17 protein-coding genes are annotated in these 25,311 nt (G+C 58.8%); 10 read left to right on the forward strand and 7 right to left on the reverse strand.

Annotated features, from left to right (window positions below):
- The first annotated feature begins 55 nt into the window (after nucleotides 1-55).
- Entirely contained in the window at nucleotides 56-592 is a 537-nt protein-coding gene (locus AC3RLQ_RS28440; RefSeq protein ID WP_493031996.1) for a YkgJ family cysteine cluster protein, read from the forward strand.
- A 50-nt stretch (nucleotides 593-642) separates the two neighbouring features.
- Nucleotides 643-2,877, forward strand: a complete 2,235-nt coding sequence (gene rnr, locus AC3RLQ_RS28445) for a ribonuclease R (RefSeq protein ID WP_493031997.1) — start codon at nucleotides 643-645, stop codon at nucleotides 2,875-2,877.
- A gap of 12 nt (nucleotides 2,878-2,889) precedes the next feature.
- On the opposite strand, the gene trpS is transcribed toward rnr, so the two are convergent.
- The 6 genes from trpS to AC3RLQ_RS28475 all read right to left on the reverse strand — a co-directional run bounded on the left by trpS (nucleotide 2,890) and on the right by AC3RLQ_RS28475 (nucleotide 11,077).
- Entirely contained in the window at nucleotides 2,890-3,855 is a 966-nt protein-coding gene (trpS, locus tag AC3RLQ_RS28450) for a tryptophan--tRNA ligase (protein WP_493031998.1), read from the reverse strand.
- 57 nt (nucleotides 3,856-3,912) lie between these two features.
- Nucleotides 3,913-7,344, reverse strand: coding sequence for a DUF3857 domain-containing protein (locus AC3RLQ_RS28455; protein ID WP_493031999.1), 3,432 nt, complete (start codon nucleotides 7,342-7,344; stop codon nucleotides 3,913-3,915).
- Between the two features lie 160 nt (nucleotides 7,345-7,504).
- The gene (locus AC3RLQ_RS28460; RefSeq protein WP_493032000.1) at nucleotides 7,505-8,113 is read right to left on the reverse strand and encodes a hypothetical protein; all 609 of its coding nucleotides are present in this window, start codon (nucleotides 8,111-8,113) and stop codon (nucleotides 7,505-7,507) included.
- Between the two features lie 346 nt (nucleotides 8,114-8,459).
- Nucleotides 8,460-8,894, reverse strand: a complete 435-nt coding sequence (locus AC3RLQ_RS28465) for a universal stress protein (protein ID WP_493032001.1) — start codon at nucleotides 8,892-8,894, stop codon at nucleotides 8,460-8,462.
- Nucleotides 8,895-8,898: 4 nt separating this feature from the next.
- Entirely contained in the window at nucleotides 8,899-10,254 is a 1,356-nt protein-coding gene (locus AC3RLQ_RS28470; protein ID WP_493032002.1) for an Nramp family divalent metal transporter, read from the reverse strand.
- A 22-nt stretch (nucleotides 10,255-10,276) separates the two neighbouring features.
- The gene (locus tag AC3RLQ_RS28475; RefSeq protein ID WP_493032003.1) at nucleotides 10,277-11,077 is read right to left on the reverse strand and encodes a transporter; all 801 of its coding nucleotides are present in this window, start codon (nucleotides 11,075-11,077) and stop codon (nucleotides 10,277-10,279) included.
- A gap of 127 nt (nucleotides 11,078-11,204) precedes the next feature.
- On the opposite strand from AC3RLQ_RS28475, the gene mntR reads away from it, so the two are divergent.
- The 8 genes from mntR to AC3RLQ_RS28515 all read left to right on the forward strand — a co-directional run bounded on the left by mntR (nucleotide 11,205) and on the right by AC3RLQ_RS28515 (nucleotide 24,003).
- Nucleotides 11,205-11,654: a transcriptional regulator MntR gene (mntR, locus tag AC3RLQ_RS28480; protein ID WP_493032004.1), complete on the forward strand. Its 450-nt coding sequence runs from the start codon at nucleotides 11,205-11,207 to the stop codon at nucleotides 11,652-11,654.
- Between the two features lie 636 nt (nucleotides 11,655-12,290).
- On the forward strand, nucleotides 12,291-12,779 hold the full coding sequence (locus AC3RLQ_RS28485; RefSeq protein WP_493032005.1) for a hypothetical protein: 489 nt from the start codon (nucleotides 12,291-12,293) through the stop codon (nucleotides 12,777-12,779).
- A 394-nt stretch (nucleotides 12,780-13,173) separates the two neighbouring features.
- The gene (locus tag AC3RLQ_RS28490; RefSeq protein WP_493032006.1) at nucleotides 13,174-14,520 is read left to right on the forward strand and encodes a TolC family protein; all 1,347 of its coding nucleotides are present in this window, start codon (nucleotides 13,174-13,176) and stop codon (nucleotides 14,518-14,520) included.
- A 12-nt stretch (nucleotides 14,521-14,532) separates the two neighbouring features.
- Nucleotides 14,533-15,708 (forward strand): efflux RND transporter periplasmic adaptor subunit, encoded by a 1,176-nt coding sequence (locus AC3RLQ_RS28495; RefSeq protein WP_493032007.1) that lies wholly within the window; start codon nucleotides 14,533-14,535, stop codon nucleotides 15,706-15,708.
- Nucleotides 15,709-15,713: 5 nt separating this feature from the next.
- Nucleotides 15,714-18,926, forward strand: coding sequence for an efflux RND transporter permease subunit (locus tag AC3RLQ_RS28500; protein ID WP_493032008.1), 3,213 nt, complete (start codon nucleotides 15,714-15,716; stop codon nucleotides 18,924-18,926).
- Between the two features lie 52 nt (nucleotides 18,927-18,978).
- Nucleotides 18,979-19,482, forward strand: a complete 504-nt coding sequence (locus AC3RLQ_RS28505; protein WP_493032009.1) for a hypothetical protein — start codon at nucleotides 18,979-18,981, stop codon at nucleotides 19,480-19,482.
- A gap of 103 nt (nucleotides 19,483-19,585) precedes the next feature.
- Nucleotides 19,586-20,836 (forward strand): TolC family protein, encoded by a 1,251-nt coding sequence (locus tag AC3RLQ_RS28510; RefSeq protein WP_493032010.1) that lies wholly within the window; start codon nucleotides 19,586-19,588, stop codon nucleotides 20,834-20,836.
- Nucleotides 20,837-20,871: 35 nt separating this feature from the next.
- The gene (locus AC3RLQ_RS28515; RefSeq protein ID WP_493032011.1) at nucleotides 20,872-24,003 is read left to right on the forward strand and encodes an efflux RND transporter permease subunit; all 3,132 of its coding nucleotides are present in this window, start codon (nucleotides 20,872-20,874) and stop codon (nucleotides 24,001-24,003) included.
- Here the strand turns inward: AC3RLQ_RS28515 and AC3RLQ_RS28520 are convergent, their stop codons facing one another.
- Nucleotides 24,004-25,299, reverse strand: coding sequence for a DUF1501 domain-containing protein (locus AC3RLQ_RS28520; RefSeq protein ID WP_493032012.1), 1,296 nt, complete (start codon nucleotides 25,297-25,299; stop codon nucleotides 24,004-24,006).
- Nucleotides 25,300-25,311 lie beyond the last annotated feature (12 nt).

Raw genomic sequence — 25,311 nt, forward strand, 5'->3', positions numbered from 1 at the left:
CGTTTGGCAATAGCAGGGGTTGATTTGATCAGGAAAAAGCTTTTAGCACTTAGGCATGACCCCGGAAGAATTTTCCTCAGCAGCCAGCCGCCTGTGCGCGGCGTGTGGGATGTGCTGTGACGGGACGATGTTTCAGATCGTGCGCATGCAACCGGGGGAGGTGCCGGCGGAGCTCGGAAAGCTTGGACTGAAAATCCGCTGCCGTGGCGGGGAGTATTACATGGAGCAGCCATGCTCCGCGCTGCGTGAGAAACGCTGCACCGTTTATGAGCAGCGGCCGGTGCGGTGCCGGCTCTTCAACTGCCAGCAACTGGGGCGTTTGGAACGCGGTGAAACCACCGAGGCTGAGACGTTGAGACTGATCGTGGAAACGCGCGTGCTGGTGGAGCGGGTGCGCGGCTTGATCGAACAAAGCGGATTGCGTGAGGATGGTCAGGCGCTGGTGGAACGCTACGAGCGTGTGGCTTCAACACCGGTCAATCAAGCACTGGAGCCAGAGCTGGTCGCGGTGCGGGTGGAATTGGATGAAGTGATGCGAAAATTGAAGCTGCGATTGAACCGTGAGTTTCGGCTGCCGCCGAATTCTCATTGACGGAATCATTCGACATGCGAAGGTGGCTTGATTAGATAGGTAAGAATAAGATGGATAAGAAACTACTGAGGTTGCTCGGCAGTGAGGATTACATACCCTCCAATGTGCCTGAGCTTCTCTCCCAAATGGGCATGAAGCCCAATCAACAGCAGGTATTGCAAAGCCTGCTCAAAAGCCTGGAGAAACAGGGTAAAATCGTACGCACGAAAGGCAATCGCTACATTGTGGCGAAGGAAGCTGATCTGGTGCCCGGAGTGATTCAGATCACCCGGGGTGGCCGTGGCTTTGTGCAGCCTGATGAAGCGGGCATCGGTGAAATCGGCATCCCGGAAAGCAACACCAGCACCGCCATGCATGGCGATCGCGTGCTGGTACGCCTCGATGTCAGACCGGGGCAGCAGGACAAAATTGGCAGCGTGGTGCGCGTGCTGGAACGCAAACGGACCCAGTTTGTGGGCACCCTGCAGCGCTCGAAACAGTTCCTGCATGTGACGCCGGATGATCCGCGTCTGCCGGGAGCGATCTATGTGGCGGAACCGCGTGACGTGGGTCGCAAGCCCAACGTGGGCGACAAAGTCGTCGTGGAAATCACCCAGTGGGAATCCAAGCAGACAGCGCCCGAGGGCGAGATCATCGAGGTGCTTGGTCCGCCGGATGAAGAGGGCGTGGACATGCTCTCCGTGCTGCGTCATTACGATCTGCCGCTGCACTTTCCGAAGAACGTGCTGCATGAGGCCAGCACCATTGCCAAGTCGCGGGCTGACAATCAGCCCAGCGCGCAGGAGTGCGCCGGTCGCGTTGACTGCCGTTCGCACAACGTCATCACCATCGACCCGGATGATGCGAAGGACTTTGACGATGCCATCTGCCTTCAGAAGCAGGGAGATCAGTGGCTGCTGTGGGTTCACATCGCCGATGTGTCGCACTATGTGATGCCGGGCAGTGCGCTGGACATCGAAGCCAGGAAGCGCGGCAACTCGACCTACCTTGTGGATCGTGTGATTCCGATGCTGCCGGAGGCGCTGAGCAATGAGCTGTGCTCGCTCAAGCCGAACGTGGATCGTTTGACGAAGTGCGTGGAGTTTGTGCTGTCCAAGGATGGCCATGTCGTCAGCTCGAAATTCTATGCGGCCGTGATCCGTTCGAAGCGCCGCTTCACCTACAAGGAGGCGTTTGCCGCCATCCAGGTGCCGCCGAACAATGAGACCGAGCAGATGCTGCACGATGCGCATGCGATGGCGCAGAAGGTGCGCCACCTGCGCTTCAAGAACGGCTCGCTGGATCTCGACTTCCCGGAGAACAAGATCCGCCTCGACGAACATGGCAAGGTGCTGCGCATTGAGCGCATTGAGAACGATGTGTCGCATCAGTTGATTGAGGAGTACATGCTGCTGGCAAATGAAGCCGTCGCAGGACGCCTCATGGGACTGGACCGGCCCTCTGTGTATCGCGTGCATGAATCTCCGAAAGAGAAGAGGCTCAATGATTATCGTGAAGATGTGCTGAGCCATCGCGTGCCGTGTGGAAATCTCACGCATCGCCCTGAGGTGCAGAAGCTGCTGAGCCGGCTGGGTGATCTGCCGATTGGCCCGGCGTTGAAGATTGGTTTCCTGCGCTCGATGATGCGCGCGCGTTATGCCGTGGAGCCGCTTGGCCATTACGGTCTCGCCAAGACCAAGTACACCCATTTCACCTCGCCGATTCGTCGTTACGCCGATCTCGTGGTGCACCGCTCCTTGTTCGACAAGGTCGAGCTGCAGGTGGGCGTCGCGAAGCAGATTGCCGATCACATCAGCACGACTGAAAAGAACTCGTCGGATGCGGAGCGCGACAGCAAGGAGGTCAAACTCTACGCTTACCTCAAAGCACAACTGGTCTCGAAAAAGCCGCAGCCCTACGTCGCGCTCGTCACCGATGTGCGGAACTTTGGCTTCTTCGTGGATGTGCCGGATCTCGGTCTCAGCGGTGGCGTGCCGCTTTCCGCGATTCAGGATGACTTCTATATCTTTGATCCCGCCACGCGTCAGATCACGGGGCGTCACACGCGCAAAGTCATCAGCATCGGGGACAACCTCGTCGTGCAGATCTACAAGGTGGACACCATCAAGAAGCAGGTGGATTTCATGCCTGTCCCGCAGCGGGGCAAACCGACTCGTTCCAACGATCCGGAACGTCAGGATCGGCGTGGGCCATCAAGCCGTGATCCCAAGCGGCCTTCTGCACCGCCGCGCAAGCCGGGGCATGGCCACAAGCGTGCGTCGCAGCAGCCGAAGAAGAGGCGATAAGGATAAGGGGTATCAACCCAGGCCCACCGCATCGCGCACACGACTGAGAGTCTTGCGCGCGACGGCGCGGGCTCTCTCAGCGCCTTCCGCCAGGACTTTGTCCACGTAGCCTTTGTCGGCGAGGATTTCGTCACGCCGGGCGCGGAAGGGGGCGAAGTAATCGGTCACACCCTGTAGAAGGCGCTTTTTGAAGTCGCCGTAGCCCACGCCGCCTTTGAGGTGGTCGGCCACCATGGCGTCGTAGTCAGCCTGTGACGCCACCAGTTTGTAGAGGGCGAGGATGCTGCTGCCTTCGATGGGTTTGGGAGCTTCGACCGGCGTGGAGTCGGTCTGCATGCTCATGATCTTCTTTTTCAGCGGCCCGGGCTCTTCGAACAGCGGAATGGTGTTGTTGTAGCTCTTGCTCATCTTTTGACCGTCAAGACCTAGAACCACAGCGGTGGATTCCTGGATGCGCGGCTGCGGCAGCTTGAAGAGGCCTGCACCAAAGATTTCATTCATCTTGATGGCGATGTCACGTGTGACCTCAACATGCTGCTTCTGATCTTTCCCCACGGGCACGACATCGCTGTCATACATCAGGATGTCTGCTGCCATGAGCACGGGATAGGCAAAAAGTCCGTGTGAGGCCTGGATGCCGCGGGCGACTTTGTCCTTGTAGCTAGTGCAGCGCTCCAGCAGGCCCATGGGGGTGACGGTACTGAGAATCCAGGAGAGCTCGCAGTGCTCGGGCACGTCGCTCTGGCGGAAGAACACGCATTTGTCCGGATCAAGACCGCAGGCGAGGAAGTCGATGGCGAGCTCACGGACGTAGCTACGCAGGGCCTTGCCGTCGTGAACGGAAGTGAGCGAGTGGTAGTCGGCGATGAAGTAGTAGGCGTCGCCTTCATGCTGCAGCTTGAGAGCAGGCTCCATCATGCCAAAGAAATTGCCGATGTGGAGTCTGCCGCTGGGTTGAAGGCCGGAAAGGATGCGCATAAGACCGCTGATATGGCGGGATATTTGCAGCACTTCAAGTGCGATGAGCCACCTCCTTCAGTGCTTCCACGCCAGCGGATGATCCCACGCCTTGAGCGCGGAGTTCCATTCATCGTGCCATTTCGAATAACTGGCGGCGGGGTGCTCTCCCGGAATGGAAGCAAATTCAAAATGAACAACAATATCGTCCTGTTTCTGGGCCGTGGCGAGATTCCAGCGGCTGAAGGTGCCCTCGCTGGAGCGGTTCAGCATCTGCAAGGATGCAGGGGTGGCGCCTGGAAGGTGCTGAATCCTGACCTCGGAGTTCAGGCGGAAAGGATAACGCACCTGAAAGGAGTTGCGGCGGTTTTTGACAAAGGTGGTGACGAGATAGTCGTTCTCCCACAGCGCGGGAAGCGCGGCACGTTGAAGGTCCCCTTCATGATGCAAACGCCCCAGCACATCATAGCTGAGGGTGATGGCGGCAGGTTGCTCGATGTCCCCGAGATTGGCAAAATCGAACTTGTGCACACGGACGTGGGCAAGGGCTCCCAGCATTCTTTGTACCTTGTGCAATTGCCCGTCGGCATCCAGCCCATTAAAGACGTTGCGCATCCATGAGGCGTAGTAGCCGTGCAAAGTGAGGGTTTCCTCCACGTGCCAGCCGTCCTCTTCCGGGCGGATGCTGCGCCGGCTTTCCACACGCGAACTGTCCGCCGCGGGCTCTGCATGAGGTGGGTTGAGGCGCACGTTCCCGGACTGCAGGATGAGCGCATGGGTGTGCCAGAGGCTGTCGGCATGCCAGCGCGCCGCCGGGAGGTTTTTATCCGTGGTGTCGATGAGCCAGTCTGAGCCGAGCGCGGGCACATGGACGACCATGTGGTTGAACTGGTCCATGCTGGGCAGAGTCGGCTGGATCCGCCAGGTGCTGTTGACCAATGCCAGGTGGCTTTCAATGCCGGCCGCCTGAAGCAGCTGGTGCATGAGCAAGGCCTGGTCTTTGCAGTCGCCATATTGCTGCTGAAGCGTTTGCGAAGCCGGATTCGGCCGCTGCGCACGAGTGCCAAACTCAATGGCCGTGTAGCTGACATGCTTTTGCACATGACCGGCGAGGGCGGCTATTTTCTCACGTTCTGTTTTCATGCCGGCCGTGAGCGTGGCCGCCAGTTCCACTGACGTTGCATCGGGCTTGAGACGGTCTCCGATATCCTTGAGGTAAGTCTCACCTATTTTTTCCCACGTCCCAACATTGCCGCCCAGACACAAGCTGGGAACTCGGTCTTCATAAAGGCCGCTCATGGGTTCTTCACGATCGTAAGGCTGATTGAACCCCATCCATGCGATGAGATTTTTTTCGCGCACCGTCTTCAGGCTGTCTGCATGAGCCACGGCGGTTTCGACCCTGTCCGTGTCACCGGTGACAAAGATGATTTCGGCGGCGCAGTCTCCGAAGAGGTTCCTCTCAAACGGGAAAGTTTGAGTCTTGCCGAAATCCTGGATGGAGACCTCATACTCCACCGTGCAGCCCGGGCGCAGACCTGGCAGTTGAAAGTGGAGCTTCTTGCGATGGCTGGCCCCGCCCTGGCTGCTGTCCATCACATAGGCGTCTCCCGGTTTCGTGGCGATGGTCTTGCCGTTCTCATCCCGCACTTCCACGCGGTTGATGAAAATGCGTTCGCTGAGCGGATCGAAAGTGAACTCAATGCTGCTGAGATTATTGGCGCCTTCCGTGGTGTTGATGCGAATGCGGCGGTGCCAGGTGCGCCGCAAGGGCTTGCCGCCCTCGAAAGCGTAGCCTTTGGCTGCAAAAATCAGGACGGAAGGCTGATCAGCTCCATAGCCTTTTTCCATGGGATGGGTGTCGAGCTCATGACGCAGGACTTCAGGCAGTGCGACTGCTTCGACGGGAGTCTTGATGTCGGAGTTGTTCCCCTGGCCGAGCATGGCAGAAGCGCGACGCAGGGCATCCTGCACGCTTTCGGTGTCAGGCTGCTTTTTATCAGCTCGCTCGAAGGTCTCCTTGGCCTCCCGATACCATTTTCGCCCCATCTGGCTCCAACCCAAAATCATGAGCGCACGCGGGGCTTCCTTGCCGTCGGTGAGCAGCTTTTCAGCGACTGCGGCGGCACGCGCATGCTCGTCCAGTTCATTGAGCGCCTCGCCGAGATCGAAAAGCACCCGGCGATCATCTGGATAGGCGGCGGAGAGTTCTTCAAGCAATTGCAGTCCGCGTTTCGCATCGCCGCCGTTTGTCACCGTCTGTGCATGCCAGCGGCGGGATGTCGTTGAAGGGAACTTGATCATCCATTTTTCCGCAGCCTCAGTGGCCAGCGCATATTGGTCCCGACCATTGAGGTGCTTGAGCCATTCAAGCGTTTGGTCCTCGTCCTTGAGACCCGTGTCTACGGCCCGGAAGAATGCCTGATTGGCGGTGGGATCGCTGCCTGTCTCAGAAAGAAGCCATGCGTGATCCAGATGCAGGGAGAAATGGTTCGGAAACGCGCCCATGCGTGGCACCAGATACTCGAGGGCGGCCTTGGATTCTCCGGCCTTCCGCAGGGCGGCCACCACATTGGAGAGAATGACGGGGTCTTTCGGGGCTTCCTCAAACGAGTGTTTTTGCCATTCAGCCGCCTCTTTGAATTGATCGCGGTTGTAGAGGGCAATCCCTGTGTCATTCAAAAACAAGGCATGATCATGCACTTGGGCGGCTGACAGTGCAGGCGATGGCTGCTCGGGCGGCAGAAGGGTGATGGCATCCAGCGCCGTCCGCACCAGAGCAAGATCCCCCCCCTGCTTGCGGGCCCAGCCCGTATGAAGCTGGGCAAAGTGATCCTTTACCGCCACGCGCAGGAGATAATCATATTCAACGCCTTCACTGTTGCGGATGCCGGTGATTTCCAATCCTTTGCCCCATGCGCATGCCCACGGCTTGGTCACCCAGACCTCGTCAGAGGGATTGCTGATGCCCACGCGCTTCAGCAGCGCCGCAGCGACGGCTTCGGGGTCAGGAATGGTTTGGCCTGCATCGACGGGAAGAATCATCACTCCCTCCTTGTCACGCCGGGCGGCAAAGTTGACGAGTTCGTAGCCAGGCTCTTTCCAGGCACGCCATTCAGTGGTGGATAATGCTGTACTAAAGCCCCATGCCGGGCGGTTGGCGTTCACCAGCAGCTCGGCCTGGGTATTCTCCTCCGTGATCATGTGCTTGATCGCGCCGACCAGCCCCATGCACATGAAGACGAACGACAGGACGATGCTCGACACAGCCTGCGCCTGCCCCTGCCGGTGAATGGTTCCCTCATGCGTCGCCAGGCCGACGATGGCAATCAGGATGGCAAGCAGGCTGAGAAAGAGCGTGAAGACGGGGATCAGGGCTGCGGTGGTCGCATGGAAGGCCGGAACGGAAGTTCCCAGCGCGGCAAGCAGTGCCGCGATCAATGGCACGAGCAGGAAGACCATCAGTGATGTGATGCCAATGCGATTCGCCGCAGGCCGCCGTAGCAGCATCCCGCACTTCATCAATCCCAGGAGACACGGAAATGCTAAAGCCAGAGGGCCGGCCCTGCGGACTGCCTGATGAATGTCTAAGTCTGTTGCGGCGATGAGAATCGACATGAAATGTGACCGGTGAGATGGCGTGACTGTTCGGAGAACGAAGGCGGCTGTTTCAGAGCGCTGCCGCCGGAGTGTCCCATCCTCGATAGAGCCGGATTTGATGAATGAGATTGCGGAGGACGAACGCAGTCAGAAGGACACCCAGGCACAGACCGAAAAAATTGATGGCAAGATTGACCACGGTTGCGAGGGACAATGTGCTGTCTTCTGCGGTGCCGGCTGCAAGGACGAGTTTGTCGGCGATGGCGGCAAAGACTTTGAGGATGATCACAGCCTGGATCAGCCAGAGCACCACTCCGGCTGGAATGCCGGACTCCGAGGTCGTGCGCTTCTGCCGCGAGGCCCAGCGCAGCTCGCGCAGACATTGAAATGGCATAAACAGATTCGCCACCGGCGTTATCCACCAGAAACCCGATCTGCGACCGTGCTTAATCCTGCCGTCAGCATACAGCCTGAGAATCGAGCCGAAGGCGCACCCCTGCCACAGAATGAGCAGCACAAACATGGCCGCCTGCGGCCAGATCACCCGGCTGTTCAGCACATTGACGCATTGAATGAACCAGTCTGGCAGTCCGGTGATTCCGGCGAGCAGAAACAAAGCATAGATGGAAAACACAAACTGCATGAAGCCCAGAACGATCAGATCCAGCGCGAGCATCATGGCCGAAAACCACAGCCAAACAGTGGGCCCTGCGAGGGTTGTGACAGGTGCCGTGGAACAGGGCTGACTGGGACAGGGCGGTGGAACAGACGCCGGGCGCGGAGTGACTGGCAACGCCTCCACCGCAGAAGTCCACGCCTCATGGGCATTCCGCCGGATTTGTATTTCTACAGCATTCTTGTCCTGCTCCAGCAGGACTCTTAGTTCTGCTTCACTGATGGGGCCAATCTCCGAGTCTGCCCGCTTGTAATACCATTCGTCCATTTGAATTCGGTTTATCCGAAGTTTGGAGACGATGGAAGGTATTTTTTCGGAGGAACTCTCAATTACTTGGATCAAACAGGCCTCAGACTGTTCTCTTAGGCGGGACGACGAACAGCGGCACGGTGGCCTTGTGGCGGACTGCGTCGATGGTGCTGCCATGGATGATGTCCCCGATCAAACGGTGGCCGTGGGAGGCGAGGGCGATGAGGTCGATGCGCTCTTCAGCAGCGACTTTGAGGATCTGATCAGGCGGTTCGCCGAGGACGAGGAGGATGTTGACCGTGAGGTTCGAGTCAGCGCGCAGTTTGGCGGCGGTGGCTTCGAGGTAGCTCAGGTCCTGCTTCATCTCTTCGGATTCCGCGAGCTTGAGCTGGTCAAAGTTACGCGCGGCCCAGCCGTCAGCGACGTGGACGAGCAGCAGCTCGCTTTGCATCAATTTGGCGAGGGCGGTGACGGCTGGCAGCAGTTCCTGATCGGAAGCGCCGGTATCGAGGGCGACGAGGATTTTGCGGTACATGGCGTTAGATTCCGAGGGCGTTGATCCAAGACTGAGGGGCGAAGAAATCGAAGAGCAGTTTGAAATTGAGCACGATGATGACGGCGGCGCTGGCCCAGGCGAGGACTTTGATCCACGCCGGATTGGCAAAGCGGCCCATCTTGGCCTTTTCATCGGTGAAGCGCAGCAGCGGCACGACGGCAAAGCTCAGCTGCATGGAGAGGATGACCTGGCTCCAGATGAGGAGATCGGTGGTTTTATCCTCACCAAAATAGCCAATGATGCAGACGGCAGGCACCACGGCGATGAGGCGTGTGATCAACCGCCGCAGCCAGGGCTTGAGGCGGATGTTAAGGAAACCTTCCATCACAATCTGGCCGGCGAGGGTGCCGGTGAGGGTGGAGTTTTGCCCGCTGGCTAGCAAGGCCACGGCAAACAACGTGCTGGCCACGCCGATGCCGAGCACAGGGCTGAGCAGCTTGTAGGCCTCCTGAATTTCGGCCACGTCGCTGTGTCCGGTGGTGTGAAACGCGGCGGCTGCCACGATGAGAATGCCGCCGTTGATGAACAGCGCAAACATCAGCGCAAAGGTGGAGTCGATGGTGGCGAACTTGATGGCCTCGGCCTTGCCTTCATCGTCACGGGCGAAGTTGCGTGTCTGCACAATGGAGCTGTGCAGGTAGAGATTGTGCGGCATGACGGTCGCGCCCAGAATGCCGATGGCGACAAACAGCATCTCGCGGTTCTTCAAAATGGAAACGGAAGGCACAAAGCCGGCGGCGATGCCTGCGAGGTCCGGCTTGGCAAAGAACATCTCGGCGGCGAAACAACCGCCGATGGTGAGGATGAGCGTGATGACGAGCGCCTCCACGTAGCGGAAGCCGCGGTTTTGCAGCAGCAGCACGATCATGACATCCAGCGTGGTGATGACGCAGCCCCAGACGAGAGGGATGCCAAACAGCAGTTGCAAGCCGATGGCTGAGCCGACGACTTCGGCAAGGTCACACGCAGCGATGGCGGCCTCACACAGGAACCAGAGGCCCCAGACAACCGGCTTGGGATAATGATCACGACAGGCCTGGGCTAGGTCTCGGCCCGTGGCGACGCCAAGCTTCACACACAGGTGCTGAAGCAGGATGGCGATGAGGTTTGAAATCAAAATCACCGACAGCAGAGTGTAGCCGTAGCGCGCACCCCCCGCGAGGTCGGTGGCCCAGTTTCCGGGATCCATGTATCCGACGGAGACGAGGAAGCCGGGGCCTGCATACGCGAGCATTTTGCGCCAGAACGAGCCGTCCTTCGGCACGTGGATGGAACGGAAGACTTCGGGCAACGAATCACCTCCGCGTGAGCGCCAGCCTGTGTCAGGAGTATTGTCCATGGGTATGGGTATGGGTATGGAATTAGAAGCGGAAAGAGACGCCCACAAAGGGATTCAGTGTTTGATGACCATTGAAGAACCAGTTCATCCCGGCATCAAATTTCAGGTCTGGGGTGACAAGGTAGGTGAGACCACCGTCAAACGAAGACTGCCAGTAACGCCCGTCGTCATTAAGCCAGCCCTGATACGTCTCAACGTAGAAGGCCAGCTTCTCAGTCAGGTCGCGTCCAAGCGCGAGGGTGAAGGCGGGCTCAAAATAGCGCTGGCGCTCATCCGTCACTGCCATGGCCAGGAAGATGCTGGAGCCGAGTTCCCAGCCGCCGCCGATGTCGAGTTCCTGATTGATGGTGAGACCGTATTCCCAGCATTGGTTCCCCAAGCCTGTGGTTGCTGTGGGCGCCTTCACCCAGGGCAGGAGGGCCAGGGCGTAAGGGCCATCATCATTGCCCACCAAGCCGGTCTTCATGCGCAGGCAGACATCGCCATAGCCGCTGCGTTTGTCCGCCAGGAAGCCGTCCGCGTCCTTGTCGCGATGCACCAGCCGGGGCGCCCAGCCGATCTGCAGGTCGGTGTTATGCGTGATGCCGTATTTGAAGATGAAATCGCACAGGGAGGTGTCCTGGGCCTGCTCAGCCGCACCATACGTGCGGCTGAATGAGACCAGGTTGCTCTCCACCTGAAACCAGCCTTTCGGCACGGTATGCGCGGATTCGGTCTGGTCCGGGCGGTCGGTGCTCAGCGGGCGCACCGGCTTCTGCTCAGCAGCGCAAAGTGCGGCCGAGGGAATTGCCAGACAGGTGAAAAACGTGAGATATGCGCGCATTAGAATGTTAGTCCGGGCTAAAAACATCAGGCTGAGAAAAGCGCAAGTGTTAGTTTTAGCCTGGGCTAATATTTTCAGCCGAGATGATTCGCTTTGCCTCCACCGATGCCCCGGGTAAATTTCAACGATGCCTGCCAAGCGCCAAGAAACCACTGCGCATGTTCACTCACCCGCCATCGAAGATTATCTGGAGCAGATCCACAATCTGATCGAAGGAAAGGGGTATGCCCGCGTGGTGGACATCGCCAAGAATCTCGGGATCTCGCAGGCCAGCGTCACCAACATGATCCAAAAGCTCGATGCCGAGGGTTTTGTGGTTTATGAGCGGTACCGCGGGGTGGTTTTGACCGACGAAGGCCGCAAGGTCGGGGCCGAGATCGCACGGCGGCATGAGGTTTTGACACGGCTGCTGGCGGGTTTTGGACTCGATCCGCAAACCGTTCACGAGGATGTGGAAGGCATGGAGCATCACATCAGCCGACAGACGCTCGACGTGCTGACCCTGCTGATGGAGGAACTGGAAGGCAATGCGGTGTTGATGCGCAAACTGAGGCGCAAGCTGGCGGGACTGACCTGACCGGCGTCACTTAAAGGATTGCCTTGCAGCTAATAAAGAAATAATTAAAAGCTTGTGATAGCCACCATGACAACCCTGCGTTTAGTCATGGATTCGATTCCATAATGCGCTGGTACTTGTACATCCCCTCCATCTTAGTCCTGCTTACGCTGGGCGTGGAGTTGTGTTCAATGCATGGCGCCCCAGTGGTGAAAGATCCCTCTCACCTCGCCTGCGTTTTGGATGACGATGATGCTGAAGTGAAGCAGAGCGCAGTGCGCGAGCCTTCATTCACTGAATGCAATCCATTCATTTCGGCTGGACTGAACTTGATGGCGCAATGCCAGAAGACAGACTTGGTGTTGTCGCTCGAAGGAGCTGCAATTTTAGAAGTCTGCCCAGGAGTCCGTCGACACCGGTGGTTGTGCCGGGAATGCTGTTGATGGGTTGGAAGTGCTGCTGAGCATGCCTGAGGCGTGCTCTAAACAGGCAGCGGGTATGCCGTAAACAGGCACGAGGTTTGCTACACACGAACTGCTGAGCAGGGCTTTCTTCAGCTTCCATTTTTTACATCACGGCTGGACCGATTCGGTCTCTGTCAGTCCATGCCGAAGTTACTTTTTTTTCATGAGATCATGTCTTCAAATTTCATTGATAATGAACACTCTTCTTTCCATTTTTTTCAGCCTGCTTCTTACCGGCGTTGCGTCTGCCGGTTCGGTCATGCTCAACGTTAAAGCCGCCAGCGAAAACAAAACCGCCGACAAGAAAAAAGCCGAAGTCACCCGTGCTTACTGGCTCAATGTACGTGTCACCAACCAATCCGGCGTCAAGCTGGAAGGAGCGACGCTGAAATGGACCTTGTTTGCCGCCAACCTCCGGCGCGGCACGGACAGCATCGTGGTCGAGAAATCAGGTGACATCAAAATCAGCGTGGATGCCAACGGCAGGTATGCGGATCTGGTCACTCCCAAGGTGGCCTTTGTTTTCACCCCCATGCATTCGGAGCGCAAAGGCAGGTCTTCCATCACAGTCGAGGAGGCGGGACATCGCTACCATGGCTTTCATGTCCAGGTCATGAATGGAGATACCGTTATTGGGGAACTCTGGAGCAACGAAGCATTGCGGAAGAATCAGCTCAAGTAACCCTGTTGATCCGACACCTTTCTGGTGTTGCGCCGGATGTGCTTGACCGATCCCCATCTTTTAAGGATTGCAGCACATTGTCAAAACTGCCGCCGTCGGACGAGTGGCATTTTTACAGCGCCTTTTGATTAAAAGGTATGATACAATTTCGTTTGATGATGAGGTTCCAGAAAATGAGTCTGCAACTTTCGGCCAAGGATCATTTCGGCCTCGCCACATTCCTTCATTCAAAAACACAGGCCCTTTTTGGCAGTCACAGTTCAAGATGAACAGGCTGTCATGCGCAGATATTCCGTGGACGAACCGACTAGGATAACTGAACCCACCCATCATTGCGTCGCATCGAATGAATCTTATCTTTCTTACCCAAATGTCATTGATGACGCCACGTTTCATGAAAACCTGCCTTTATCTCCTTCTGCTGATGCTGTTGTCGGATCAACTGGGTGCAGCTGCGGATTCTCCCGCTGTTCCTGAAAGCTCCGAGGGACCGTCGGCCGAACGCCTGGCCGAACTGACCAAGTCCACTTCCCGGCGCACGCCGATCAAGCTGGAGGATTACCTGGCCAAAGTGGCGGCCTCAAACCTTGGCTATGCGTCACAGCGCTACAATGTGTCGATCGCCGAGGCTCAGATCATGGCCTCAAAGGTTTTTCAAAACCCGGTGCTGCAAATCGGCAACATGCGGGATGTCTCCAACAGCGGTGGGCAAAAGCTCCCAGGTTTTTACAACGGGTACATCTCACAAACCATCGAACTCGGCGGCAAGCGCCGCGAACGACAGCTGGTGGCCCGGAAAAACTATGCGGCGGTGGCCTCCAATCTGCAGAGTTTCCTGCAGAATCTACGTCTGGATGCCTCGGGGGCTTATGCAGATGCCATTGCCATGGGCCGGGTGGCTTCTCAGTATCAGCGCACCGCTTCTCTGCTGCGGGACCTCCTGCAGGCTCAGCAGGAGCGCCAGAAGGCGGGAGACATCAGTGACGTGGATCTGTTGCAGACACGTGTCGAAGTCCGCCAGTATGAGGCCGAGCTCCTCAATGCGCAGGCTCAGGCCACGAATGCCGAGCTGGGCCTCAATGCCTTTCTGGGTCCGCAGTTTTCCAGCACTCACTGGCAGCCCGTGGGGACTCTGGATGTCACACCGCAAAGCACGGATCTCTTCAAACTGCTTTCCAGTGCCATCCGCAATCGCCCGGACCTCGTGGCCATGCGCCATCGGCGCGATGCGTCGGGCGAGAACATCAAGCTGGAAAAAGCCAATCGAGTTCCCGACCTGACTGTGGGGGTGGGCTGGACCAACAGCACCTACTCGGGCAATAGCACCTCTCCCCAGCCGAATTACAACATGATGGGATTGCAGTTCTCACTGCCGCTCCCAATTTGGAACCGGAACAAGGCCGGCATCGCCACTGCGCAGGCTCAGGCAAGCCAGTCGCAGCTGGATCTGGATGCTGCGGAAGTACAGGCAGGAGTGGATGTGCGCCGGGCGCTTTCCCTCTATACCACCGCCCGCGAGCGGGTGGATCTTTATCAAGGCGGCGTCTTGAAGGATGTCGATGCCGCTTTGGAAAAGCGGGTGGTCAGCTACAAGCGCGGCGGCTCATCGCTGCTGGAGCTGCTGGATGCCCAGCGCAAGGCCAACGAGGTCTGGCAGAGTTTTTACGACGCACAAAGCGACCATGCCCGCGCAGTCATCGAGCTGCATCGTGCCGCCGGCATCTGGATCATCCACTTCTGAACCCACTCACTCATGCAAATCATCAAATACTCATGGCTTCTGGCGCTGCTCCTCGCGGCCTGCAAACCGGCTCCGGTCGTTGAGATCGATCCGTTTCCAGTCAAAGTGGAAAAGAACCATCTGATCTTCACGGCGGGTGATCCCCAGCTGAAGTCGATCGGCGTTCAGCAGGCAAAGGAAAATGACACGGTGATCCTTCACCTGACCGGCAAGCTGGTGTGGAACGAGGACGTCACCACGAATGTCTTCTCTCCTCTGGCCGGGCGTGTGGCCAGCATCAAAGGTGCCCGTGGGCAGAAGGTAAAAGTCGGGGATGAACTGGCCCGCATCACATCGCCGGATTTTGGACAGGCCCAGGCAGATGCGGTGAAGTCTGAGGCGGATCTGGCGCTGGCCAAAAGAGTACTGGAGCGAACCCGTGATTTGCTGAAGCAGGGTGTGCTTCCCCAGAAGGAACTGGATACGGCGCAGAATGCTTTTGATGACGCTCAATCAGAACGCGACCGTGCCGTGGAGCGTCTGGCCGTCTGGGGCGGGCGCGGCGGAGATGTGAACGGCGCGTTTGCACTCAAAGCTCCCATGGACGGAGTCATTGTGGATCGCAATGTGCAGCCAGGGCAGGAAGTGAGATCTGATCAGATGCTGGCGGGCATGGCCGTGGTGGCTGCTCCGTTGTTCATCATCTCGGATCCTGAATCATTGTGGGTGCATTTGGATGTCAGTGAGCAGGATCTGTCGAACCTGCAGGTGGGGCAAAAGCTGGAAATTCGTTCCCGCGCTTATGGCGACCGGGTTTTTCCGGGAGCGCTCACGGTGATCGGGCAGTCGCTGAATCCAGATACACGCACCGTGGTGGCCAAAGGCACGGTTTCCAATCCGGAGAAGCTGCTCAAGGCGCAGATGTATGTGGATGTGAATGTCATCACGCATGTTCCCAAGATGCCGCAGGTGCCGATCAAGGCCGTGTTCTTGCGGGAGGGCAAAGCCTGCGTGTTTGTGCGCGCTTCCGAGACCACCTTTGAAATGCGTCAGATCACCACCGCCGCGGAAGATGCCGGGCATGTCTTCGTCAGCAAAGGACTCAATGCCAACGAAGCGGTGGTCTCAGAAGGAGCTCTCGTGTTGGAGAGCCTGCTTGATGCCAACACCAGCACCGCAAACTCCGGCGCAGAGAAGGCCGAACATTAACCGCCATGGGCACGCTCACCAAATACGTTCTTAAACACCGGCCCATCGCCTTTGCGCTGATGGTGCTCTTCGTGCTCGCCGGTGCGCTGGCCTTCAACCGCCTGCCGGTTGAGGCTTATCCAGATGTCACCAATGTCTCGGTGCAGATCATCACGCTGCTGCCGGGGCGTGCCGCCGAAGAGGTGGAGCGCTTGGTGACGGTTCCCATTGAGAATGCCATGAACAGCATTCCCAAACGGTCATCCATCCGTTCGGTTTCGCTCTTCGGTCTCTCGCAGGTCACCATCGTTTTCGAAGATGATGCCGACCGCGCCTACTGCCGGAACATGGCTTTCCAGCTGCTTTCCAGCGTCAGTCTGCCGCCGGATGCGGACACCCGCCTCTCGCCTGACACCACGCCCGTCGGTGAAATTTACCGTTACACGCTGGATGCACCGAAGAGCATGCCCTCCACGGAGTTGCGCGCCGTGCAGGACTGGATCGTCGAGCGCCAGCTGCGTACGGTTTCCGGGGTCGTGGATGTCATCGGCTTCGGTGGTGCCACCAAGCAGTATCAGGTGCTGATCGACCCCATGAAGCTCCTGTCCTATGATATCTCGCTGCGCCAGGTGCTTGATGCGCTCTCTGCCGGGAACAAAAATGCGGGCGGCGCCTACATCGAGCACGGGCCGGAAATGTTCATTGTTCGTGGTCTTGGCTTTGTGCAGTCGCTTGAAGACATCGGCTTGATTGCTGTGGAGACACGCGGTGGCACGCCCATCCGCGTCAAAGACCTGGGTCGCGTGCTCATCGGCGAGCAGCTGCGTCTCGGGCGTGTGGGACGCAGCATTCCAGCCGACCATTTCGATTTGGATGACGCCATCGAAGGCATCGTGATGCTCCGCAAAGGGGAAAACGCCATGGATGTGCTCGAAGGGGTGCGGGCAAAGATCGACATCATCAACACCAAGTTTCTGCCTGCCGGAGTGCATATCCACATGCACTACGACCGCACCAATCTCATCAACCGCACCCTGCACACGGTGCATAAAAACATGGCTGACGGCATCGGGCTCGTGCTGCTCGTCCTCATCATGTTCCTTGGTCTGGGAAACATCCGCTCCGCGCTCGTGGTGGCGGCTGTGGTGCCGCTGTCGTTGCTCGGTGCCTTCCTCATGCTGGATCTGCGCGGCATTCCTGCCAACCTCATTTCCATGGGGGCCATCGACTTCGGCATCATCGTGGATTCCGCCGTGGTGGTGATCGAGGACCTGCTGCGCATGATGCATGAGCGGCGGGATAAAAAAGAGTCCCTGTTCAAACTTCTGCCCAAGGCCGTCGGGCAGATGGGACGCCCCATTCTCTTTTCCAAAGCCATCCTCCTCACGGCGTTCCTGCCGCTCTACACCATGCAGCGCGTCGAGGGGAAAATCTTCAAGCCGATGGCCCTCACGCTGACCTTTGCACTGATTGCCGGCACCATTCTGGCGCTGACCATTGTGCCGCTGCTGGCCAGTTACGCGCTCAAGAAGGGCCCCGGAGAGCATGAGTCCTGGCTCGTGCGCATCCTCCTGCGCATTTACCGCCCGTCGCTTGGCTGGGCGCTCAAGCATGGCCGCATGGTCGTTCTCAGCGGTGTGGTCATGCTGGCCGTTGCGGGGGTTGTTTCCTCCCACACGGGTACGGAGTTCCTGCCCAAGCTGGACGAAGGCTCCCTCTACATCCGCTCTTTCCTGCCGCAGACCATCTCGCCCTCCGAGTCCGCTCAGATCATGCGGCGCATGCGTGGTGTGCTGGCCTCCTTCCCGGAATCCAAATCCATCATCACGCAGAATGGCAGACCGGACGATGGCACGGATGTCAATGGCTTCGATGTCGCGGAAACTTCCGTGGATCTCTATCCACGTGAGGAATGGAAGACCGCCAAGGATCGGGATGGCCTCGTCAAAGCCATGAAGGCGAAGCTCAACATCGAAGTGCCGGGCGTGCAGTTTCAGTTCAGCCAGATCATCGAGGACAATGTCAATGAAGCCATCTCCGGGGTGAAGTCCGAGCTGAGTGTGAAAATCTTCGGGGATGAACCCGATAAACTTCAGCAGCTTGCGGATCAGATCGTGGACATTCTCAACACAGTTCCGGGAGCTGCAGATGTCGGCACTGACCGCCTCATGGGGCAGCCTCAGGTACAGATAGCCGTGGACCGCTCCGCCATCTCCCGCGCCGGGTTGTCGATGACGGATGTACAGTCGGTGATCGAGACGTCCATGGGCGGCTCAGTCGCCACCAAGGTGCTCGAAGGTGAGCGCACCTTCGATCTCGTGGTCAAAATGATCCCGCGCTCCGTGGCCAGCATTGACGGCATCCGGCGCATTCCTGTTTCCGGATCTGATGGCGAGCGACTCACGCTTGGGGCTCTGGCCTCTGTGGATGTGAAGCCTGGGTTTGCCCGCATCTATCGCGAAGAAAACGCTCGGTTGACCGCTGTGAAGCTCGCGGTGCGTGGGCGCGATCTGGGAACGCTGGTGGCTGAAGCGCAGCAGAAGGTCAATGCTCAGGTTGTCCTCCCCAAAGGATTTCGCCTGGAATGGACCGGCGCCTTTGAAAACCAGCAGCGCGCCGTGAAGCGGCTGATTCTGGTCGTGCCGATCACACTCGTTGCCATTTTCTTCCTGCTGTTCACGGCCTTTGATTCCGCGAAGCTCGCCACCCTGATCCTGCTCAATGTTCCCTTTGCTGCGGTGGGCGGGATTCTCGTCCTGCCGCTGGCGGGGCTGGCGATGTCTGTTTCAGCCCTGGTCGGCTTCATCGCCCTTTTTGGCGTGTCGGTTCAAAACGGTGTGCTGTTGGTCGAGCGTATTCGTGAATTACGCAAGGAAGGCATGCGCATGGCCGAGGCGGTTCGCGAGGGGGCCATCAGCCGAGTGCGACCGGTCGTGATGACCGCCGCCATGGCAGCTCTGGGCTTGCTGCCCGCGGCGTTGTCTCACGCCGTCGGTGCGGAAACGGCACGTCCTTTTGCCTGCGTCATCATCGGGGGGCTGATCACCGCCACCCTGCTCACGCTCTTCATTCTTCCCGTGCTTTACCCGCATTTTGATGCCGGAGAGGAAGGCTTGCACAGCAAGTATGTCCTCATTGAAGGCCCGGGCCACCAGCCTTTCCTGTCTTTGCATAAGAAGAAAAAGCCCGATGAGCCGGAAACGCCTGCAGACCCACCCGAAGAGCACGGGCCAGGTTGATTTTTCATGCTGGAAATTGCCCGGGCTGTGCGTTATTATCCTACATACACGCATGAAATCTCACCGCCATGACTCCAAGCCGCTCGTCCGGCTGGTGCATTTGCTGCTGCTGATTGGCTGGATGCTCTCCTCTCATGGAGTCGCGCCCGCCATCTGCATGGCGGCGGCTATGATTGACGGTGATCACGCCGTGAAGGTGGGTGTGTCCAACAAAGGAGCTCTGATGGTGGTGCTCTCTCATGCCGGCAAGTCCGCCGCTGAGCTGACGGTTCATGAGCATGACGCGCTTTGCAGAGTGCTGGTGGCTTTTGCCGAAGCGCCAGCATCCAATGCATCGGACCACGTGCTGGCATTCAAACAAGTCGATGACGCTTCACGTGCGCAGCGACTCATGACTTCCACGCAAGGCATCGTCAAAGCGGCGGTCCCTGCGCATGTCGTGGCCTGTTGCCGCCTCCCAAAGCCTGTTGTGGCTGCTGCGGTCGGGCGCTTGCAGAGGAACTCATGGTCGCAGGGGCTTGCCCTGAAGTCGGGCAGGACCGTCATGCGTTGTTGAGCAATGAGTTGAATCTCCGGTCCGCAAAAGCGGACACTGCGGGCACATGCTGCGGATGAATCCGCCTTGCCCAAGACTCACCATCCATACTCAAATTACGCGCATGAAACTTTCTTCTCTTTTTCTCTCTCTGCTTGTTTGTCTTCAGTTGCCCGCCAGTGGCGAAACGGAACCCGTCTCAGTCAACTCCCTTGTGCTCAAGGCTCTGGCCACACACCCGGAGCTTCGTTATTACGAGGCCCAGATCGATGTCGCCCAAGGCGGAAAAACCAAGGCGGGGGAGATTAAAAACCCGGACCTGATGGTCGGCGTCGGCAACTGGCATATTCGCGATCTCGCCACGAACCAAGTGACCGATGGTCCCACTTGGGCGGTGCAGCTCACGCAAACCTTCGACTGGCCCGGGCGCCTCTCCCTGCGCAAGGCCATCGCGCAAAAAGACATTGAGCTGGCCCAGCTCGGGATCGTTCAGTTCCGTGCGGCTCTTGCCGGGCGGGTGCGAACCATCTCATGGAAGCTGCTGGCGGCGCAGGAACAGACGCGGGCCGCCGATGAAGTGGCGAAGCGCTTCCAGTCCCTCGCCTCGGTGCTCCTGCAGCGTGATCCCGCCGGTGCCGCGCCGCGCCTGGAGGCACGCATCATTCAGGCCAGCGCGCTCACTCTCGGCGCGGAGGCCACCCTGGCGCGTAACGAACTGGCCGCCGCACGCTTTGAGCTGAACCAGCTTCTGGGAGAAAAAGCCGAGCATCCACTGGAGCTGCGCATGGAGGATCTCGTGCTCAATCCACCACCACCGCTCGAGTTCTTGCTGGCCGAGGCACGCCGGAAAAACTTCGCTTTGCGTGCCCGCTTCATTGATGTGGAGCAGCAGGGCTACCATGTGGCTCTTGCCAAAAACGAGCGCTGGCCGTCCATCACTGTGCAGACTTACCTCCAGAAGCAGACGACGTTCACGCGGGAAGCCCAGGTGGGCATCGGTGTTTCCATTCCGCTGCCCTTGTGGAACCGCAACAAGGGGGCCATCGACACCGCGAAAGCCAAGGAGGTGCAGGCGGAAGTCATGCTCACCGCCCAGATGCGCCAGCTCGAGCGTGACGTCGCGGCGCAGGCCAGTCATTATCGCATTCACACCGAGGAGCTGGCCAAATGGCCGGCCGACACGCTGGAAAGCTTTCGCAAGGCGGCAGCAGAAGCCGATGAGCACTATCGCCTGGGCGCGCTGCCGCTGGCAACTTACACAGAGCTGCAACGTCAGTACATCGCCTCCGTCAAAGCCGTGCTGACTTCACAGCTGGGCGCTGTGGACGCACGTCTGCAGCTTGAGCAGCTCACGGGCAGCACTTTGGTGAAATAGATCGCATCGCATTTTGAACCTCATCTTTTGCGATCATGCTCAATTTCATTCTCGAATTCTCTGTCCGCCAGCGTGCCCTCGTGCTGCTGGGGGCTTTCGGCCTGCTCGGTGCGGGCTTGTATTCACTCATGCACCTGCCCATCGATGCGGTGCCGGACCTCACCGGCCCGCAGGTGCAGGTGAACGTGGCCGTGCCAGCCCTGGCTCCTGAGGAGTCCGAGCGCGCTGTCACACGTCCCATCGAAATGGCGCTCTCCGGCATGCCCGGCGTGCTCGATTCGCGTTCGCTCACAAAGTTTGGCCTCAGCCAGGTCACGATCCAGTTTGAAGACGGGGCGGACATTTTTCGTGCGCGCCAGCTCGTCACCGAACGGCTGAGCGCCGTGATGCGCGATCTGCCTCCGGGCAGCTCGCTCAGCCTTGCCCCCATCAGCACGGGACTCGGCGAAATCTTCTACTACACGCTCCATTGGAAGAAGGGGGCCAAAGAGAAACCCGCTGATGAAAATGAAGGCCTCATGCGTCTGTGGGAGACACACGAATACATCGTGAAGCCGCATCTGCGCGTCGTGCAGGGCGTGGCGGAAATCAACAGCAACGGCGGCCATCAGCGTCAGGTCACAGTCGAGCCCATACTCGATAAATTAAAGGCGGCGAACATGACCGTGGGCGAACTCGCCGCCATCATTCGCGGCAATGTCGAAAACGCCGGTGGCGGCGTCATCAATCGCGGTGGCGAGCAGCTCACCATTCGCAGTGTGGGCCGTGTCAGCACGGCGGAGGAAATAGCCCAGCTGCCGATCAAATTCGGTGCCGCCATCGAGCCCCTGCGGGTGAGGGACGTGGCCAAGGTACAATGGGGCGCCGGCTTCCGCGGTGGTGCGGCCACGATGGACGGTGAGGAAGTCGTGCTTGGAACCGTGATGATGCTTATGGGCCAGAACGCACGCGTCGTCTGCCATCGCGTGGCGCCACGGCTGGAAGAACTGCGGGAGAAACTGCCTGCGGGCATGGATGTGACGGTCGTCTACGAACGCTCCGATCTCGTCGAGGCCACTGTTGGCACGGTGGAAAAAAACCTCCTCGAAGGGGCCGTGCTCGTCATCGTCGTCCTGCTCATCCTTCTCGGAAACTGGCGCGCGGCTTTGATTGTGGCGCTGGCCATTCCGCTGTCTTTCCTGTTCGCCATCTGTGGCATGGTTCAGGGTGGATGGTCTGGCAATCTGATGAGTCTTGGCGCGGTCGATTTCGGTCTGATCATCGACGGCGCCGTGGTCATGGTGGAAAACATCATCCGCAGGATCGGCGTCAAGCAGCATCACCTCGGCCGCATTCTCACCAATGAAGAGCGTTCACGCGAAGTGCTCGCCGGCAGCAAGCAGATGGCGAGCCCGATGTTTTTCGGGGTGCTCATCATCACCATCGTTTATCTGCCGATTCTGACGCTCACGGGCATCGAGGGTAAAATGTTCCGCCCCATGGCGGTGACCGTGATTTTCGCACTCGCCGGGGCCCTGCTGCTGGCGCTGACGCTCATGCCCGCGATGTGCTCGTTCTTCCTCGGTGGCAACGTCGCCGAAAAGGACAACTGGATCATCTCGGGTCTCAATCGCGTGTTCCAGCCCATGCTGCGTGCCGCCATCAAAATGCGCTGGGCGGTGGTGCTTCTGGCAGTCGCTTTCTTTGCTTTCTGCGGCTGGCGCTTCAGCACACTGGGGGCCGAATTCGTGCCCAAGCTGGACGAAGGCTCCATCGCCGGGATGATCTACCGCAAAGTCGGCATGAGCCTCAAGGAGTCGCTGCATGAGGACCTTGTGCTCGGCAAGATGGTGCGTGAAAAGTTTCCGCAGGTCACCAGCTTTTTCTCCCGCAGCGGCACCAGCGAAGTCGCCACCGACCCGATGCCGCCCAATGAAACGGATTTCTACGTCTTCTACACACCCGTCTCCGAGTGGCCCAAAGGCCCCGGCCTGCCGACCAACAAGGCCGAGCTTTGCGCCGCCATCGAGAAAGAGGCGCTCAGCGAGCACGATGACCAGACCATCGAATTCGGCCAGCCGATCGAGACACGCTTCAATGAAATGATGGAAGGTTCCAAAGCTGAGCTCACCGTGCGTATTTATGGCATCGAATTTGACGTTCTCGAAAAGCTTGCCGGCCAGATTCGTGAAATCATCAACACTACTTCGGGAGGATCCGCTGAGCTTGAAACAGACGGTCGCACCAGCACCGTCGTGATGCAGGTGAAGCGGGATGTTCTGACCAAGTACAACGTCCCCCTTGCCGAGCTCAATCATGCCGTCTCTGCCGGTCTCGGCGGGGAAGTGTCCGGCCAGGTCGTCGAAGGCAATCGCAAGCGTGACATCGTCGTGCGCCTGCCGGAGGAAGATCGTGCCAAGGAAGAAATCATGAAGAGCCTGCCGCTGCGTGTCGGTGACTTCGGCATGCTCTCGCTGGGCGATGCCGTGGACATCCACACGGAGAAAACCGTGGAGCCCATCCGCCACAGCCGCACGCAGCGCCGTGCCGCCATCCTCGTCGGTGTGAAGGACCGCGACATGGAAGGCTTCGTCAACGAAGCGACTGCGCGCATCAAAAAAGAAGTGACCTTCCCCGAGGGCTACAGCTTCGAGTTTGGCGGAACCTTTGAAAACCTGCAGGAAGCCCGTGCTCGCCTCGTCATCGTGGTGCCCACCGCCTTGGCGCTCATCCTGATGCTCATCTTCTTCGCCTTCGGCAGCATTCGGCAGACCCTGCTCGTCGCCACTGGCATCCCGCTCGCGCTGACCGGCGGCATCATCGCCCTAGAGCTGCGTGGCATGCCATTCAGCATCACCGCCGCCGTTGGTTTCATCGCACTCAGCGGTGTCGCGGTGCTCAACGGACTTGTGCTGGTCAACTACTTCAACGAACTGCGTGAGGAAGGCATGAGCGTCCGCGATGCCGTGCTCACCGGTGTCTCCACGCGATTGCGCCCTGTCATGATGACCGCTCTCGTCGCCGCCCTCGGCTTCGTGCCCATGGCCCTCGCGCATGGAGCGGGAGCCGAGGTGCAGCGCCCGCTGGCCACCGTCGTCATCGGCGGCATCATCAGCTCCACGCTGCTCACGCTGCTGCTGCTGCCGATGCTCTATGACTGGATCGAGCGAAAGCCCAAAGCAGCCTGATCAGATCAGCGCCGCGATCGGCACGCCGCGCTTCGCTCCGGTGCCGCCATAGATGCTGAAACTTCCGCCACTGCCGGCGGAGATGGTTTCCTGTGGCGGTACTCCCAGCAGCGCTCCGATGGTCGCGTGAAAGTCGAGCACGGTGACGGGATTCTCAATCACATGCGTCCCAGTCTCATCCGTCTTGCCATAAGCCTGCCCCCCTTTGACGCCACCGCCTGCGATGAACGAAGAAAACGCGATGGGGTGGTGCCCGCGTCCCGTCCCCTCGATCTTGGGCCCGCGGCCAAATTCGGTGGTGAGCACCACCAGCGTGCTGTCCAGCAAGCCGCGTGTCTCCAGATCCTCCAGCAAAGTCCCCACCGCATTGTCCACACGGCTGGAAAGATATTCCACCTGGGCAAAGTTGTCCGCATGCGTGTCCCAGCCACCGAGTTCGATCTCCACAAACTTGGTGCCGCTCTCAACAAGCCTGCGTGCCAGCAGAATGCCCTGGCCAAATTCATCATTACCGTAGTCTTCCACCAGCTTGCTTTTTTCCTGCGTGATGTCGAAAGCATCGAGATCCTTGCTGGTCATGAGCTTGATGGCATCGGCATACACATCCACATGCGCTTTGACCTCCGCCATGGGGTAGCGTGCCAGGAAGTCGCGATTGAAGCTCTCGGCGAGACCGCTGCGTTTGCGCAGATTGGTCATGGAGTCGCCGTTTTGCAGCTGTGTATGTTCCAGGCCTTTGCTGGCATCCAGTACCGGTACAGGTGCATACCGTGCATCCATGAACCCGCTGCCGGGATGCCCCGCGAGACCCGCGAGGCGAATGTAAGGCGGCAGCGTGGAATGTCCCTGCGTCACCTGTCGCGCCACCCAGGCACCGAGCGCCGGATGCCGCATCGTGGCGGACATCTCATAACCCGTGAGCACCTTATACACGCCCGGCTCGTGGGCCCCCTGCGTGTGATGCAAGGAGCGAACCACCGCGATTTTTTTCCCATGCTCCGCCAGTTTGGGAAAGAACCCTGAGATGAGCAGGTCATCCGCCTTGGTCTTGATCGTTTTCACCGGCCCTTGATGACCCGCAGGCGCATCGGGCTTGGTGTCAAAGGTGTCGATGTGGCTCATGCCGCCGCGCATGTTGAGATAAATGATGCGGCTGGCAAACTTCGGCGTGCTCGTTTCCAAGGCCCGTGCAAGCCCCAGCGGCGGCACCAAACTGACGCCCAGACACGTGCGGGCCATGCGCGAGACAAACTCACGGCGGGAGACATCATCAAGGCGGTTCAGGGATTTCTTCATAAAGTGACGTGG

It is taken from the genome of Prosthecobacter sp. GW821-HT29F12 (assembly GCF_058803405.1).

Coding starts and splice junctions, on each gene's coding strand:
- AC3RLQ_RS28520 (WP_493032012.1), bottom strand. CDS start 25,299: ATGAAGAAATCCCTGAACCGCCTTGATGATGTCTCCCGCCGTGAGTTT.
- AC3RLQ_RS28495 (WP_493032007.1), top strand. CDS start 14,533: ATGCAAATCATCAAATACTCATGGCTTCTGGCGCTGCTCCTCGCGGCC.
- AC3RLQ_RS28470 (WP_493032002.1), bottom strand. CDS start 10,254: ATGGACAATACTCCTGACACAGGCTGGCGCTCACGCGGAGGTGATTCG.
- mntR (WP_493032004.1), top strand. CDS start 11,205: ATGCCTGCCAAGCGCCAAGAAACCACTGCGCATGTTCACTCACCCGCC.
- AC3RLQ_RS28515 (WP_493032011.1), top strand. CDS start 20,872: ATGCTCAATTTCATTCTCGAATTCTCTGTCCGCCAGCGTGCCCTCGTG.
- AC3RLQ_RS28490 (WP_493032006.1), top strand. CDS start 13,174: ATGAAAACCTGCCTTTATCTCCTTCTGCTGATGCTGTTGTCGGATCAA.
- AC3RLQ_RS28485 (WP_493032005.1), top strand. CDS start 12,291: ATGAACACTCTTCTTTCCATTTTTTTCAGCCTGCTTCTTACCGGCGTT.
- rnr (WP_493031997.1), top strand. CDS start 643: ATGGATAAGAAACTACTGAGGTTGCTCGGCAGTGAGGATTACATACCC.
- trpS (WP_493031998.1), bottom strand. CDS start 3,855: ATGCGCATCCTTTCCGGCCTTCAACCCAGCGGCAGACTCCACATCGGC.
- AC3RLQ_RS28455 (WP_493031999.1), bottom strand. CDS start 7,344: ATGCTGCTACGGCGGCCTGCGGCGAATCGCATTGGCATCACATCACTG.
- AC3RLQ_RS28440 (WP_493031996.1), top strand. CDS start 56: ATGACCCCGGAAGAATTTTCCTCAGCAGCCAGCCGCCTGTGCGCGGCG.
- AC3RLQ_RS28475 (WP_493032003.1), bottom strand. CDS start 11,077: ATGCGCGCATATCTCACGTTTTTCACCTGTCTGGCAATTCCCTCGGCC.
- AC3RLQ_RS28500 (WP_493032008.1), top strand. CDS start 15,714: ATGGGCACGCTCACCAAATACGTTCTTAAACACCGGCCCATCGCCTTT.
- AC3RLQ_RS28505 (WP_493032009.1), top strand. CDS start 18,979: ATGAAATCTCACCGCCATGACTCCAAGCCGCTCGTCCGGCTGGTGCAT.
- AC3RLQ_RS28460 (WP_493032000.1), bottom strand. CDS start 8,113: ATGATGCTCGCGCTGGATCTGATCGTTCTGGGCTTCATGCAGTTTGTG.
- AC3RLQ_RS28465 (WP_493032001.1), bottom strand. CDS start 8,894: ATGTACCGCAAAATCCTCGTCGCCCTCGATACCGGCGCTTCCGATCAG.
- AC3RLQ_RS28510 (WP_493032010.1), top strand. CDS start 19,586: ATGAAACTTTCTTCTCTTTTTCTCTCTCTGCTTGTTTGTCTTCAGTTG.